The organism is Cellvibrio mixtus subsp. mixtus J3-8 (genome assembly GCF_000766945.1).
In the GTDB taxonomy this organism is placed as follows: Bacteria; Pseudomonadota; Gammaproteobacteria; order Pseudomonadales; family Cellvibrionaceae; genus Cellvibrio; species Cellvibrio mixtus_A.
The window spans coordinates 76,290-90,592 of the sequence record NZ_KN266213.1 but is presented as its reverse complement, the minus strand read 5'-3'; the positions used below and the strand labels follow the sequence as shown (position 1 = coordinate 90,592).

Genomic DNA, 14,303 nt, shown 5'->3' with positions numbered 1-14,303 from the left:
TGTATAAAAAAGCCGCTTACTGAGCGGCTTTTTTATTGCCTGTTTGATTTCTATTGCATTTGTTATTGCGCGTCACATTTGTTTCCCCTTGAATTCTTTTACTGCTGCCCCATCTAGTCCTCACTCGCCTGCAAAGGCTGTTTCCCTAGTAAATTCGTGCATGTAACCAGGAGTTCGACAAAATGACCGTTGATGCCCGCAAAGAGACCCGTGGCTTTCAGACAGAAGCCAAGCAATTGCTGCATTTGATGATCCATTCATTGTATTCAAACAAGGAAATTTTCCTGCGTGAGCTGGTTTCCAACGCCTCGGATGCAGCTGATAAGCTGCGATTTGAAGCGGTTTCCAACGGCGATTTATATGAAGGTGATACTGAGCTCAAGATCCGTATCAGTTTTGATAAAGATGCTAAAACCCTCACCATCAGCGATAACGGTATTGGTATGTCGCGTGCTGAGGTGATCGAAAATCTGGGCACTATTGCTAAATCCGGTACTGCGCAATTTATGCAAAAATTGTCGGGCGACCAGAAAAAAGATGCCCAATTAATTGGCCAGTTTGGTGTGGGTTTCTATTCTGCATTTATTGTTGCAGATCGCGTTGTCGTGACGACTCGCCGTGCTGGCGCTGCGCCTGATGAAGCGGTGCGTTGGGAATGTTCCGGTGATGCGGAGTTTACGGTTGAATCGGTGGAAAAGGCCGGACGCGGTATGACCGTTGAACTGCATTTAAAAGATGATGCACTGGAATTTGCTGACCACTGGCGTTTGCGCTCCATCATCAAAAAATATTCCGATCACATTGCCATTCCGGTTGTTATGCAAAAACAAACTCCGGCGGGGGAAGATGCATCGAGCACTGCTGAGCCGGAAGATGAAGTAATTAATACTGCCACGGCGCTCTGGACACGTTCACGTTCTGATGTGACCGATGAAGAATATAAAGAATTTTATAAGCATGTAAGCCACGATTTTACTGACCCATTGAGTTGGAGCCACAATCGCGTGGAAGGTAATCTGGATTACACCAGCCTGCTCTACATTCCCGCGCGCGCGCCTTATGATTTATATAACCGCGATGCATCGCGTGGTTTGAAATTGTATGTTCAACGCACTTTTATTATGGATGATGCAGAACAATTCCTGCCTTTGTACTTGCGCTTCATTAAAGGCGTTGTGGATTCCAACGATTTGAGTCTGAATGTATCGCGCGAAATTTTGCAGAAAGATCCTAACATCGAGTCAATGCGCTCTGCGTTGACCAAACGTGTATTGGATATGCTGGGCAAAATGGCGAAAAGCGAACCGGAAAATTACACCACTTTCTGGAAGGAATTTGGTCAGGTTATTAAAGAAGGTCCGGCAGAAGATTTTGCGAACCGCGAAAAAATTGCCAAGTTATTGCGTTTTGCTTCTACTCACACTGACACCGCCGAGCAAAATAATTCGCTCGATGATTATGTGGCGCGCATGAAAGAAGGCCAGGAAAAAATTTATTACATCGCTGCCGAAAATTTCAACACTGCAAAGAGCAGCCCTCATTTGGAAGTATTCCGTAAGAAGGGCATTGAGGTATTGTTGTTGTCGGATCGTGTTGACGAATGGCTGATGAGCCATTTGCAAGAATTTGAAGGCAAAAACTTCCAGGATGTAGGCAAGGGCGAATTGGATCTGGGTAAACTGGATACCGAAGAGGAAAAACAAGCACAGGAAAAAGTGGCTGAGCAACTTAAGCCATTGCTGGAGCGTGTGAAAACTGCATTAGGCGAAGAAGTTTCTGAAGTGCGGATTACCCACCGCTTGACCGATTCACCGGCGTGTGTAGTAGTTGGCCAATTTGATATGGGTGCACAGATGCGCCGTATTCTGGAATCGGCAGGCCAAAAAGTACCGGATGCAAAACCCATCTTTGAGTTGAACCCGGATCATCCATTAGTGAAGAAGCTTGAAACAGAAGCTAACGATAGCCGTTTTGGTGATTTGGCGCATATCCTGTTTGATCAAGCCAACTTGGCAGAAGGCGCACAATTGCAAGACCCTGCGGCTTACGTACAGCGCTTGAATAAGCTGTTGTTGGAGTTGAGTCACTAATTGTTATGTCTTTGAAGCCATTTTTGGCTTTATAGTGTTATTCAAAATGACCTTGCTATAATCAAGCAAGGTCATTTTTTTTGCCTGCCACTTTTTACCGCTAATTACGGCGCAGCTTTTATAAGGTATAGGTTTATGGAATACAAAGAAATCAGTTTGCCTGCTGCAAAATCCATTGCGCTGGTTGCGCACGATAACAAAAAGAAAGATTTATTGGGCTGGTGCCAAAAACATCGCGCCGATTTACAAAAGCATACGCTCTATGCCACTGGTACTACCGGCACTCTAATTGAAAAAGAAGCCGGCCTCGCCATTAATAAATTAATTTCCGGCCCAATGGGGGGAGACCAACAAGTGGGGGCGCTCATTACCGAGGGCAAAGTGGATATGTTGATTTTTTTCTGGGACCCTTTCGAACCGATGCCGCATGATCCTGATGTGAAAGCGTTATTGCGCATCGCAGCGGTATGGAATATTCCGGTTGCTTGTAATCAGAGTTCTGCTGATTTTATTGTGGCATCGCCGCTATTTAACCTTGAGTCTTCTCATTCTGTACCTGATTACGCGGCTTATATGGCCAAGCGTGCGCAAACTACTTAATTGATAGGCTAGCTATGGACCTGAATACGCTCCAGCAAATTTATTCCGATGCAGAAATTATTTTTTCTTTGCAAGACGTTGAAGCTGCATTGGATAAAATAGTTGAACCTATAACGCAGAACTTTGCCGATAAAAATCCATTGGTATTAGGGGTTATGAACGGCAGCCTGGCAACGCTCGGATATTTATTACCACGCCTGGATTTCCTGCTCGAAATTGATTACGTGCACGCGACGCGTTATCAAGGGGCATTGCAAGGAAATAATTTGATATGGAAGCGGAAACCGGAAGTCGCTTTGGGCGGGCGACATATTTTGTTAGTGGACGATTTATTGGACCAGGGTATTACCCTAAAGGCAATTGTTGAGCATTGCCTGAATGAAGGTGCGTTGAGTGTAAGCATCGCTGTATTAGGGACTAAAAGAATTGCTGGATACACTGCGCCTATCGCTGCCGATTACAGCGCGTTGGATATTCCCGATAAATATGTATTTGGTTTTGGAATGGATTATCACAATTACTGGCGCAATGCGCCTGGTATTTTTGCTTGCAAGGAATAGTAGATGCTCGCTGTTATTGGTGGTTCAGGTTTAAATCAATTTCCCGAATTGGAAATTATCGAAGAGCGTTTTTTATCAACTCCTTATGGTGAATGTTCTGCGCCGCTGACATTTGCCCGCATCGAAAATCAGTCGCTGATATTTCTTCCTCGCCATGGTAAAGGTCATAAGTTACCGCCCCATTTAATTAATTACCGCGCAAATATTTGGGCGTTAAAAGAAGTTGGTGTTAAACAAATCCTCGCGATTAATGCTGTCGGGGGAATGGGCGATGGAATAGCGCCGGGAACTTTTGTGGTGCCGCACCAGGTAATCGATTACACCTGGGGGCGCGAACAAAGTTTTAACTTTTTATTGGATGGTTATGTCAACCATATCGATTTTACTCATCCCTATAGCGCACGCTTGCGTGATCAGTTGATAAATTCTTTAACAGAAGCCAGGTTACCTTTCCAGGCGCAGGGCATTTATGGCTGCACCCAAGGGCCGCGTTTGGAAACGGCGGCGGAAATCCAGCGCCTGATTCGTGACGGATGCGATCTTGTGGGAATGACAGCCATGCCAGAAGCTGCACTTGCTCGCGAACTTGCAATGGATTATGCCGCGTTGTGTTTGGTCGTGAACTGGGGGGCAGGTCTTGCGGATCAGGAACTGAGTATTGCTGAGATGATGCAGATTCTTGCTTCAGGTATGAATAATATTAAGAAAACTATTTTTATATTTGCAAAAAATACAATTTGATTTGCAGAAGCAACAAAAAAGTCACCTCTTATTTCCTGGTTTTGTTAATATCTGTTAACTCAGGTATTTTGGTTCTAATTACTAATGCCTGTTAGTTCTGGATAGCTGCTGGCCTGCTGTGCTGGCGATCAACGGATGAGACAAACCGAGCAAATAACAATAAAGCATCAAGGCTGTAGAGGTGTTTCATATGACGACAGATCGTGAGATTGGCACTGTTAAATGGTTTAATAACGTGCGTGGATATGGGTTTATAACCAGAGGAGAAGGAGGCGAGGATATTTTCGTGCATTACCGAAATATCCGTGCGGAAGGTTACCGCTCCCTAGCTGAAGGTCAGAATGTGGAGTTTCAGCTGCAAAAAGGCGATAAAGGCCTTCAGGCAGAAGATGTAGTTTTGCTGGGCTAAGACGTCTTTCGAGAGTTGGGAAATAGAGAGTGACAAATAAAAACCCCGGTTCTACCGGGGTTTTTATTTTGCAGTTTTATTGCAAGGTTGTTGGTGGATAAGGCGTGACTTGAACTATAACTCCCAGCACCGGATGATCAATGTAATGTATTTCTCCACTACGCATATCCCGTTCTTGCTGCAATAAAATAATTTGTCGAGTGATGTACTCTGGTACTGCGCCATTAGTTTTAGCAGCAGTGCCCGAATCCACATTTGCACTTATTCCTTGCTGGTTTTCTTTGGCCAGAGCCTGATCCAATTCGAGATCTGAATCCAGTGATAACGTGTTTCCTCCCACTGCAGGGTAATTGGGACGCAATGGAATTTCCGGCCAGCTTTGAGTCACTTCTTGTCCGACATTCAAATCAAATTGTGAAAACCATAAATTGGTTTGCAATTCCAGATAAGTTGCCACACTCACACGAATACTGCCTTCCAGCGCCTGGTGTTTCCCTGAGGTTGGCCCACCGCTAATAAGAATTGCCTTGGAAGATTTTTTATTAGTAATGATTTGCCGCCATGCACTGTGGAACAAAAGTTCAAAGCGGCCATTGCGTTCCAGCTTTTGCGCCTGGGCATTTAATTGGCGTTCGCTGGCAGGCAGGCGATAAAAAGCTTCTTTCGTTAAATCAATTTTAACGTCGCTCATTGCGGGATCTTTTAATTCCACCCAGTCACCCGGATAGCGCAATTTAATATTGCTTGGCCAATGTTCCTGCGATGTATCTTCCTTGCGTGCAAATACAATTAATTCAACCTGGTACCAGCCTTCATGATTGCTTGCGCTTTGTTGAGCATGAAGGGAGTTGCTTACTAATAGCAGCGTGGCTAATCCCATCAATGACTGGTACAATTTTTTACAGAAATACATCATAAGATTTTTACCTGACTGTAAGCGCCATGTTTTTTTGCATTAGAGCGTTTTGGGTGTGAGATACGTTAATAAATCCATCACTGACTGGATGCGTTTTTCGGTACTTTCCATATCCATTGTAAATTTCAACTGGCTAGCACCTTCCAGTTTGTAGACGCGCGGTTGGCTTTGCACCAGTTTAACAATTTGCAATGGATCTACGCGGGTATCACCCGCAAATTCCACTTTACCGCCGCGATTGTTGGCTTCCAGTTTGGTAATACCAATCGCTTCGGCATTGATTTTAATCTGGGTGACGCGGAATAAATTTTTGATTGGTTCCGGCAACAAACCAAAACGGTCGATCATTTCCACTTGCAAATCGCGCAGTGCATCTTCGTTTTGCGCATTCGCAAGCCGTTTATACATAACCAGGCGCGTATGCACATCGGGCAAATAATCCGCAGGGATGAGTGCCGGTATACGCAAATTAATTTCGATGGCTTCACTCAGTGCTTTTTCCAGGTCAGCTTGCTTGCCCTGGCGAATGGCTTTTACCGCGCGGTCCAACATATCCATGTAGAGCGAGAATCCAATCGTCTGGATCTGGCCGCTTTGTTCTTCGCCGAGCAGCTCGCCGGCGCCGCGAATTTCCATATCGTACGTTGCCAGGGTAAAGCCCGCGCCCAGGTCTTCTGCCGCGCTAATTGCTTCAAGGCGTTTTACTGCATCGTCAGTCATGCTGCGACGATCCGGCGTTAATAAATAGGCGTAAGCCTGATGGTGCGAACGACCCACGCGGCCGCGCAGTTGATGCAATTGTGCCAATCCGAATTTATCGGCGCGGTTAATAATAATAGTGTTGGCGCTGGGAATATCGATACCGGTTTCGATAATCGTCGTACACACCATAATATTGAAGCGCTTGTGGTAGAAATCGCTCATCACCCGTTCCAGGTCGCGCTCGCGCATTTGCCCGTGGCCAACAGCGATACGCGCCTCAGGAATTAATTCCTGCAAATCGCGCGCGGTTTTTTCAATCGTATCGACTTCATTGTGCAGGTAGTACACCTGGCCACCGCGTAGTATTTCCCGCAGGATTGCTTCTTTAATCGTGGCTTCATCAAATGTGCGCACAAATGTTTTTACTGAAAGCCGACGCGCGGGTGGTGTGGCGATAATCGATAAATCGCGAATGCCTGCCATCGACATATTCAATGTGCGCGGAATGGGTGTGGCGGTCAGTGTAAGAATATCAATCTCGGCGCGCATGGCTTTCATTTGCTCCTTTTGCCGCACACCGAAGCGATGTTCTTCATCGATAATTAACAAGCCAAGATTTTTGAATTTAATATCCGGCTGCAATAATTTGTGCGTACCGACCACGATATCGACTTTTCCTTCGGCAACGCGATCCAATACTTGATTTACTTCTTTTGTTGTGCGGAAGCGTGACAACACTTCCACCGTAATTGGCCATTCAGCGAAGCGGTCTTTTAAGGATTCGTAATGTTGCTGGGCGAGCAGGGTGGTCGGGGCAAGTATCGCCACTTGTTTGCCACCATGGCTTGCCACAAATGCCGCGCGCATCGCCACTTCGGTTTTACCAAAACCTACATCGCCACACACGAGGCGATCCATAGGTTTATTGGACAGCATATCGTTAACAACCGACTCAATGGCACGTTGTTGGTCTGGTGTTTCCTCAAATGGAAAGCTTGCAGAAAATGCTTCGTAAGCTGTCTGTGGATTGGGAAACGCAAAACCTTTGCGCGCGGCGCGGCGCGCATAAACGTCGAGTAGTTCAGCCGCAGTATCGCGAATTTGCTCGGCCGCTTTTTTGCGCGCTTTTTGCCAGGATTCACTGCCCAATCGATGCAATGGTGCGAGATCGTCTTCAGCGCCACTGTAACGGCTAATCAAATGCAAATTAGTCACTGGAACGTAAAGCTTGGCTTCGTCAGCATACTCCAGCGTTAAAAATTCATTGGTTTGATTATCAATAGTGATGGTTTCCAAACCGCGATAGCGACCCACACCATGATCAATGTGTACAACTGCCGCACCGATTTTTAATTCGGTGAGGTTTTTCACCACCATATCGGCATTGTCTTGCGATTTTTGGCGGCGGCGCTGTTGCTGGATTCGCTCACCAAATAATTGCGATTCCGCAATCAGTGTTAATTTAGGCTCTGTTTGTAGCAAGCCTTGTTCAAGTGGTGCAACGGTGATCGCCAGCTTTTCGCTACTGGTATAAAAATCTTCCCAGTTATCCACCGACGTGGGGCGAATGCGGATTCGCCCCAATAGTTCCAATAAAGTTTCGCGACGGCCAGCAGATTCAGCACAAAATAGTACGCGGCCATCAAACTCCATCAAAAACGCATGGATTGCAGCAAGGGGATTTTCTGCTTGTGCACGAATTGGTAATGATGGCGGCAGGGTGGTATTGAAATTGATGTTGCCTTCTTTAGTATCCAACGTTGCCGAACTTATAAAAGTCCTGCAGTAATTTTTTAAATGGCCGAATACTTCATCAATCGCCAGATAAATATCGCGCGGCGCGAGCAATGGACGCAATGGATCTACACGGCGGCTTTCGTAACGGCGCAGTAATTCCACCCAGAAATTTTCGGCAGATTTTTCAATATCGCCCAGTGCATAGACTTGGGTGTTTTGTGGAAGGTAATCAAATAATGTGCTGCACGCATCAAAAAATAATGGCAGATAATATTCGATACCCGGCGGTGAAATACCGGCGCTTATATCCTGGAAAACCGGGCAGGCTTTATGGTTTACATCGAAACGTTCAAGCCACTGCTGTTTAAATAAATTAATGCCGGTTTTATTCAGTGGAAATTCTTTTGCAGGGAGAAGCTGGATTTTTTCTACTTTGTCTATTGTTAATTGCGTTTCGGGATCGAAAGTGCGCAAGCTTTCAATTTCGTCATCGAACAAATCGATACGATAGGGCTGGTGGCTGCCCATTGGATAAATATCCATCAGCGAACCGCGCACGGCGAATTCGCCGTGTTCATAAACTGTATTCACGCAATGGTAGCCGGCGCGCTCCAGGTTTTGCCGCAATTGGTTGGTATCTATTTGTTCTCCTACTGACACCATCAGGCTATTGCCAATTAAATAAGATTGCGGCATCAGGCGTTGTAACAGGGTAGTTATCGGAACAATCAAGATGCCCTGTTTGATGGACGGTAATTTGTAGAGTGTGCTGAGGCGTTCGGAAATAATATCTTGATGTGGCGAGATGGTGTCATAGGGAAGCGTCTCCCAATCGGCTAAATGCAGAACAGCGAGATGCTCCTGATTTTTTGCAAAAAAAGATAATTCACTTTCCAATCGAATAGCAGTGCTGGTATCTGCTGTGATGACCAGGCTCAATCCTTTATAGGTTAAAGCAGCATTTACGATGGCAAGGGATTGTGCGGAGCCGTGTAATTGCCCCCATGATTGCCGGTTGCCGGGGCGATGTGACAATGGAGGAGTCGCAAGTGAATGTAAAACCATAGAGAACCTGGATAGCCATTAAATAAAAATATCGGATATGAATAGCTGCCATAAATATGAACATTTGAATGTTGAATGCGTTCAGGGTGGCTTTAATAAATCGATTGATTGAAACAGGACGAGATTCACTTCTATCAACCGGATCTACACTGATTTATCCGGCCAGCATTGTACCTGTATGAGAGCGGGCCTCTAGTATGAAATCGAACAAATAAAATCAAAGCGGTTATTTATTAATCGGTTTTTCATCGCGAATCGAAATTTTTTGCAGTAAGTGCTTCAAATACATGAAACTTTTTTGTCATCGAGGTTTGAGTCTGGTTCTATAGTTGCTACAATGCGGGGCGTTTCTTTAAGCGGTCTTCAAAATATATTGGTTGATCAGGCACTTTTGGGCACGGAATGCGAATTATTACGACGGAATTTACGCCTTTTTTGCACACCGTTTATTGATATCCATAGAGAATGCCGGCCGATTTTTCTTAAGCCTCAAATTTTATAAGTCTTTTTTGTCGAGCACTTTTGCTCAATGACAACATAATAGGCTTTGCATTCATCTATCGCAATAAGATTAATTATCATTTGCATATTATTTGCATTTTGCGTCGCTCGCTGTGGGAGATTACTTGATGTCAATTGACGCCATTGCGCATAACTGGTCCTTCGCTGTTTATATCTTCGGTGTTATTTTTATTTGTGCATTTATGCTCGCCATTCCGGTGTTTATGGGTGGCCGCAGTAAAGGCAGGGCGAAAACCGAGCCCTTTGAATCCGGTATTGTTTCGGTAGGCGGTGCGCGCCTGCGTCTGTCGGCGAAGTTTTATTTGATCGCCATGTTCTTCGTTATTTTCGATATTGAAGCCCTTTTCCTGTACGCCTGGTCAGTATCCGTTCGCGAAAGTGGCTGGCCCGGTTTTATTGAAGTCTTTATTTTCGTTTCTGTTCTTCTGGTTGGTCTTATTTATATCTGGCGTCTTGGTGCCCTCGATTGGTCATCCGAAACGCGCCGTCGTCGTATTAAAGACGAAGCAAATGCAAAGACTGCAGCAACTACCAATTCCAATTAAGTTTTAAGCATCCTGAGGTTTTCCTGATGGACTATACCCTGACGCGTATTGATTCCGACAATTCAGAAATTCGCTACCCTGAACAACCCCGGGAGCGGGTAAGTGATCCGACGGAAGATCAGGTTCACAAAAATGTGTTCATGGGCAAGCTCGATGACATGATCAACGGTGCCGTGAACTGGGGGCGTAAAAATTCCCTGTGGCCCTATAACTTCGGTTTGTCTTGCTGCTATGTGGAAATGGCAACGGCCTTTACCGCGCCACACGACCTCGCGCGTTTTGGTGCAGAAGTAATTCGTGCATCACCCCGCCAGGCAGACCTGATGGTGGTGGCCGGCACCTGCTTTATCAAGATGGCTCCCGTTGTTCAGCGTTTGTACGAGCAAATGCTCGAACCAAAATGGGTAATCTCCATGGGGTCCTGTGCGAACTCCGGTGGCATGTACGACATTTATTCGGTTGTACAAGGCGTGGATAAATTCCTGCCAGTCGATCTGTATATTCCGGGTTGCCCACCGCGCCCTGAAGCCTTTTTGCAAGGCTTGATGCTGTTGCAGGAATCGATTGGCAAAGAGCGTCGCCCATTGACCTGGGTTGGCGGCGACCAGGGTGTATATCGCCCGGTAATGCCGGCACAGCGCGATGTTAAACAGGCCGAGCGTATCCAGGTCGTGAACCTGCGCGAGCCAGATAGCATTTAAAACCCGGTGGTTTGCAGGCCGCCGGGCTTGCGCCTATCCAAAAGAATTTTAATTTTAGTGACGAGCTGATAGATGGCTGAGAATGCGACTCTAGATACCGCTTTGCCTCAGGTAGTGAGCGAACTGTTTGCCCAATTTGGTGAAGGGACCTTCGTGGTTCAACCCACCAAAGACGACGTTCCAACACTCTGGGTAACGCGCGATAAAGTGGTTGAGGTATTGCGCTTCCTGCGTAATGTGCCCAAGCCTTATTCAATGCTGTATGACCTGAGTGCGGTGGATGAGCGTTTGCGCACCCACCGTTATGGTTTACCCGCAGCGGACTTTACCGTTTTCTACCATCTGCTCTCGATTGAGCGTAACAGCGATGTGCGCATCAAAGTTGCCCTTTCCTCTGACAGCCTGGGTATTCCAAGTGTTATCAACATTTGGCCAAACGCTAACTGGTATGAGCGTGAGGTGTGGGATTTATTCGGTATCGACTTCGAAGGTCACCCGTTACTGACCCGCATTATGCTGCCGCCGACCTGGAAGGGTCACCCGCTGCGTAAAGATTATCCGGCGCGTGCAACAGAATTCGATCCGTTTATGTTGAACGCCGCCAAGCAGGACTTCGAACAGGAAGGCCTGCGTTTTAACCCCGAAGAGTGGGGCATGAAACGCGGCACTGCGGATGAGGATTTCATGTTCCTCAACCTCGGCCCTAACCACCCGAGTGCGCACGGTGCGTTCCGTATCGTATTGCAGTTGGATGGTGAAGAGATTGTTGATTGCGTCCCCGATATTGGTTACCACCATCGCGGCGCCGAGAAAATGGGCGAACGCCAATCCTGGCACAGCTTTATTCCTTACACCGACCGTATCGATTACCTCGGCGGCGTAATGAACAACCTGCCTTACGTTCTTGCGGTAGAAAAACTGGCGGGCATTAAGGTGCCGTCTCGTGTTGAAACCATCCGCGTAATGATGGCGGAATTCTTCCGTATCACCAGTCACTTGCTGTTCCTTGGTACCTACATCCAGGACGTTGGCGGTATGACGCCGATCTTCTTTATGTTTACCGACCGTATGAAAGCTTACGATGTGATCGAGGCTGTGACCGGTTTCCGTATGCACCCGGCCTGGTATCGCATTGGCGGTGTTGCCCATGACTTGCCAAAAGGCTGGCAAAAACTGGTGCAGGAATTCGTTGACTGGATGCCAAAGCGTCTCGACGAATACGTAAAAGCCGCCGTCAAAAACAGCGTATTGAAATCCCGTACTATCGGTGTTGCGCAATACAATTCCAAGGAAGCGATTGAGTGGGGCGTTACCGGTCCTGGTCTGCGTGCTACCGGTATTGATTACGACCTGCGTAAAGCGCGTCCTTACTCTGGCTACCAGAATTTTGATTTTGATGTTCCTTTGGCCCACAACGGCGATGCTTATGATCGTTGCCTGGTGCGTATTGAAGAAATGCGCCAGAGCTTGCGCATCATCAAGCAATGTCTGGATAACATGCCGGAAGGTCCATACAAGGCTGATCACCATTTAACTTGTCCACCGCCGAAAGAAAAAACCCTGCAACACATTGAGACCCTGATTACCCACTTCCTGAGTGTGTCATGGGGTCCGATCATGCCAGCGGGCGAGGCGAGCCAGTTAATTGAAGCTACCAAGGGTATCAACAGTTATTACCTGACCAGCGATAACTCCACCATGAGTTACCGCACGCGTATCCGTACGCCGAGCTTCCCGCATTTGCAGCAGATTCCTGCAGTAATTCGCGGCAGTATGATTCCCGATTTGATTGCTTACCTGGCCAGTATCGACTTTGTAATGGCCGACGTTGACCGCTAATTATCCAGTAAACCAATTTGATTATTTGTACTGACTATTATGATTATTTGTACTGATAGTAACCGTCCCAATGTCGAGCCTTACATCCTGGCCGATGAAGACCGTGCTGAGATCGAGCACCACATTCATCACTATGATGATGCGCGCGCTGCATCGATTGATGCGTTAAAAGTAATCCAGCGTCGCCATGGTTGGGTGCCTGATGGCGCTATCCAACCGGTAGCTGATCTGCTCGGAATTTCCGCTCCCGACCTCGAAGGCGTCGCGACATTTTACAGTTTGATTTTCCGTCGCCCCGTTGGCCGTAACGTAATCAAAGTGTGCGACAGCATCGCTTGCCACCTGATGGATTTTGAAGTCGTCCAGGATGCCATCATCAAGCACATTAACGTTGGCCTTGGTGAAACTACGCCAGACGAACGTTATACCTTGTTGCCAATTTGCTGCCTGGGTACGTGCGATAAAGCGCCGGCCATCATGATCAATGATGACACCCACACCAATTTGACTCCGGAACAAATTCCCGCGCTGTTGGAGAAATACGTATGACTCTTCCCAACAACAACCTCGGCGAAATCAAGCCACTGACATACCGTATCGTTGATAACAAGCCAGTTGTTGATATCAACGAATACGAAGCGCTGGATGGTTATTTGTCCGTGCGTAAAGCGATTCCGGCAATGTCCCCTGCAGACGTTCAGGCGGCAGTAAAAGATGCAAACCTGCGTGGCCGTGGCGGTGCGGGTTTCCCTGCCGGTATCAAATGGGGTTTGATCCCGATGGGACCCGATGCCGGTGCGAAATACCTTGTGTGTAACGCGGACGAAATGGAGCCGGGTACATTCAAAGACCGTTTGTTGATGGAGTGTCTGCCACACCAATTGGTGGAAGGTATGATCATCGCGGCTTACGCGATCCAGGCAAAACGCGCGTACATTTTCTTGCGCGGCGAATATGTCCTCGCGGCAAAACATTTGAACGAAGCCATTGAGCAGGCCAACGCGAAAGGCTATCTCGGCGAAAACATTTTAGGTTCCGGCTGGAGCCTGGATATGCATGTGCATACTGGGGCAGGGCGTTATATCTGCGGTGAAGAAACGGCTTTGATTAACTCGCTCGAAGGCCGTCGTGCCAATCCAAGGGCCAAACCACCATTCCCGCAAATTGCTGGTCTTTGGGGCCGCCCAACCATCGTTAACAACGTGGAAACCCTGAGCAATTTGTCGCACATCATCAACCGCGGTGCTGACTGGTTCAAAGGGTTGTCCCAGGGCAAAAGCCCGGACGGTGGAACCAAGATCTATGGTGCTTCCGGCAAGGTGAAAAATCCTGGCCTGTGGGAGTTGCCAATCGGTACTACTGCACGCGAAATCATTTACGAACACGCCGGCGGTATGCGCGATGGCCTGGAGCTGAAAGCCTGGTTGCCCGGTGGTGCCTCAACTGACTTCCTGACTCCTGATCACCTGGATCTGGCGATGGATTTTGACACCATCATGAAAGCGGGCAGCCGTATGGGTACCGGCCTGGTGATGGTCGTTGACCACACCCAGAGCATGGTGTCGGCGGTGCGTAACCTCGAACAATTCTTCGCGCGTGAATCCTGTGGCTGGTGTACGCCATGCCGCGACGGTTTGCCATGGTCGGTGAAAATGCTGTTGGCGATTGAGCGCGGTGAAGGCAAGCCAGAATACCTGGATATTTTGCAACAACTGACTCGCCAGCTTGGTCCGGGTAAAACTTTCTGTGCCCACGCACCGGGAGCCATGGAACCATTGCAAAGCGCATTGAAATATTTCCGTTCCGAATTTGAACAAGGCATAGCAGCTCCAGCAACCGCTGCGGCTACTGCTACTGCGTAAGGGCTATATAAGTC

General features: G+C 47.5%; 12 protein-coding genes. 10 read left to right on the top strand and 2 right to left on the bottom strand.

The window, feature by feature from the left end:
* The first annotated feature begins 182 nt into the window (after positions 1-182).
* The 5 genes from htpG to A596_RS18725 all read left to right on the top strand — a co-directional run bounded on the left by htpG (position 183) and on the right by A596_RS18725 (position 4,400).
* Positions 183-2,090, top strand: coding sequence for a molecular chaperone HtpG (htpG, locus tag A596_RS18745; protein WP_039917691.1), 1,908 nt, complete (start codon positions 183-185; stop codon positions 2,088-2,090).
* A 135-nt stretch (positions 2,091-2,225) separates the two neighbouring features.
* On the top strand, positions 2,226-2,690 hold the full coding sequence (locus tag A596_RS18740; protein ID WP_039917689.1) for a methylglyoxal synthase: 465 nt from the start codon (positions 2,226-2,228) through the stop codon (positions 2,688-2,690).
* A 14-nt stretch (positions 2,691-2,704) separates the two neighbouring features.
* Positions 2,705-3,250: a hypoxanthine-guanine phosphoribosyltransferase gene (locus A596_RS18735; RefSeq protein WP_039917687.1), complete on the top strand. Its 546-nt coding sequence runs from the start codon at positions 2,705-2,707 to the stop codon at positions 3,248-3,250.
* Between the two features lie 3 nt (positions 3,251-3,253).
* The gene (locus tag A596_RS18730) at positions 3,254-3,991 is read left to right on the top strand and encodes an S-methyl-5'-thioinosine phosphorylase (protein ID WP_039917685.1); all 738 of its coding nucleotides are present in this window, start codon (positions 3,254-3,256) and stop codon (positions 3,989-3,991) included.
* 190 nt (positions 3,992-4,181) lie between these two features.
* Positions 4,182-4,400 (top strand): cold-shock protein, encoded by a 219-nt coding sequence (locus A596_RS18725; protein ID WP_039917683.1) that lies wholly within the window; start codon positions 4,182-4,184, stop codon positions 4,398-4,400.
* A 76-nt stretch (positions 4,401-4,476) separates the two neighbouring features.
* Here the strand turns inward: A596_RS18725 and A596_RS18720 are convergent, their stop codons facing one another.
* Together A596_RS18720 and mfd are read right to left on the bottom strand one after the other, a co-directional pair.
* On the bottom strand, positions 4,477-5,316 hold the full coding sequence (locus tag A596_RS18720) for a CsiV family protein (RefSeq protein WP_039917681.1): 840 nt from the start codon (positions 5,314-5,316) through the stop codon (positions 4,477-4,479).
* A 39-nt stretch (positions 5,317-5,355) separates the two neighbouring features.
* Entirely contained in the window at positions 5,356-8,820 is a 3,465-nt protein-coding gene (gene mfd, locus A596_RS18715; RefSeq protein ID WP_052417679.1) for a transcription-repair coupling factor, read from the bottom strand.
* Positions 8,821-9,449: 629 nt separating this feature from the next.
* Here mfd and A596_RS18710 point away from each other — a divergent pair.
* The 5 genes from A596_RS18710 (at position 9,450) to nuoF (ending at position 14,289) form a co-directional block, all read left to right on the top strand.
* Positions 9,450-9,887 (top strand): NADH-quinone oxidoreductase subunit A, encoded by a 438-nt coding sequence (locus A596_RS18710; protein WP_039917679.1) that lies wholly within the window; start codon positions 9,450-9,452, stop codon positions 9,885-9,887.
* Positions 9,888-9,913: 26 nt separating this feature from the next.
* The gene (locus A596_RS18705; protein ID WP_039917676.1) at positions 9,914-10,588 is read left to right on the top strand and encodes a NuoB/complex I 20 kDa subunit family protein; all 675 of its coding nucleotides are present in this window, start codon (positions 9,914-9,916) and stop codon (positions 10,586-10,588) included.
* 72 nt (positions 10,589-10,660) lie between these two features.
* Positions 10,661-12,427 carry an NADH-quinone oxidoreductase subunit C/D gene (nuoC, locus tag A596_RS18700; protein ID WP_052417678.1) on the top strand — a complete coding sequence of 589 codons (1,767 nt, stop codon included), beginning with the start codon at positions 10,661-10,663 and terminating at the stop codon, positions 12,425-12,427.
* A gap of 39 nt (positions 12,428-12,466) precedes the next feature.
* A complete protein-coding gene (gene nuoE, locus A596_RS18695) occupies positions 12,467-12,976 on the top strand; it encodes an NADH-quinone oxidoreductase subunit NuoE (protein WP_039917673.1) in 510 nt (169 codons plus the stop codon).
* The gene (nuoF, locus tag A596_RS18690; RefSeq protein WP_039917671.1) at positions 12,973-14,289 is read left to right on the top strand and encodes an NADH-quinone oxidoreductase subunit NuoF; all 1,317 of its coding nucleotides are present in this window, start codon (positions 12,973-12,975) and stop codon (positions 14,287-14,289) included. The genes nuoE and nuoF overlap by 4 nt, the downstream gene beginning before the upstream one ends.
* Positions 14,290-14,303 lie beyond the last annotated feature (14 nt).

Coding starts and splice junctions, on each gene's coding strand:
- htpG (WP_039917691.1), top strand. CDS start 183: ATGACCGTTGATGCCCGCAAAGAGACCCGTGGCTTTCAGACAGAAGCC.
- A596_RS18740 (WP_039917689.1), top strand. CDS start 2,226: ATGGAATACAAAGAAATCAGTTTGCCTGCTGCAAAATCCATTGCGCTG.
- A596_RS18735 (WP_039917687.1), top strand. CDS start 2,705: ATGGACCTGAATACGCTCCAGCAAATTTATTCCGATGCAGAAATTATT.
- A596_RS18730 (WP_039917685.1), top strand. CDS start 3,254: ATGCTCGCTGTTATTGGTGGTTCAGGTTTAAATCAATTTCCCGAATTG.
- A596_RS18725 (WP_039917683.1), top strand. CDS start 4,182: ATGACGACAGATCGTGAGATTGGCACTGTTAAATGGTTTAATAACGTG.
- A596_RS18720 (WP_039917681.1), bottom strand. CDS start 5,316: ATGATGTATTTCTGTAAAAAATTGTACCAGTCATTGATGGGATTAGCC.
- mfd (WP_052417679.1), bottom strand. CDS start 8,820: ATGGTTTTACATTCACTTGCGACTCCTCCATTGTCACATCGCCCCGGC.
- A596_RS18710 (WP_039917679.1), top strand. CDS start 9,450: ATGTCAATTGACGCCATTGCGCATAACTGGTCCTTCGCTGTTTATATC.
- A596_RS18705 (WP_039917676.1), top strand. CDS start 9,914: ATGGACTATACCCTGACGCGTATTGATTCCGACAATTCAGAAATTCGC.
- nuoC (WP_052417678.1), top strand. CDS start 10,661: ATGGCTGAGAATGCGACTCTAGATACCGCTTTGCCTCAGGTAGTGAGC.
- nuoE (WP_039917673.1), top strand. CDS start 12,467: ATGATTATTTGTACTGATAGTAACCGTCCCAATGTCGAGCCTTACATC.
- nuoF (WP_039917671.1), top strand. CDS start 12,973: ATGACTCTTCCCAACAACAACCTCGGCGAAATCAAGCCACTGACATAC.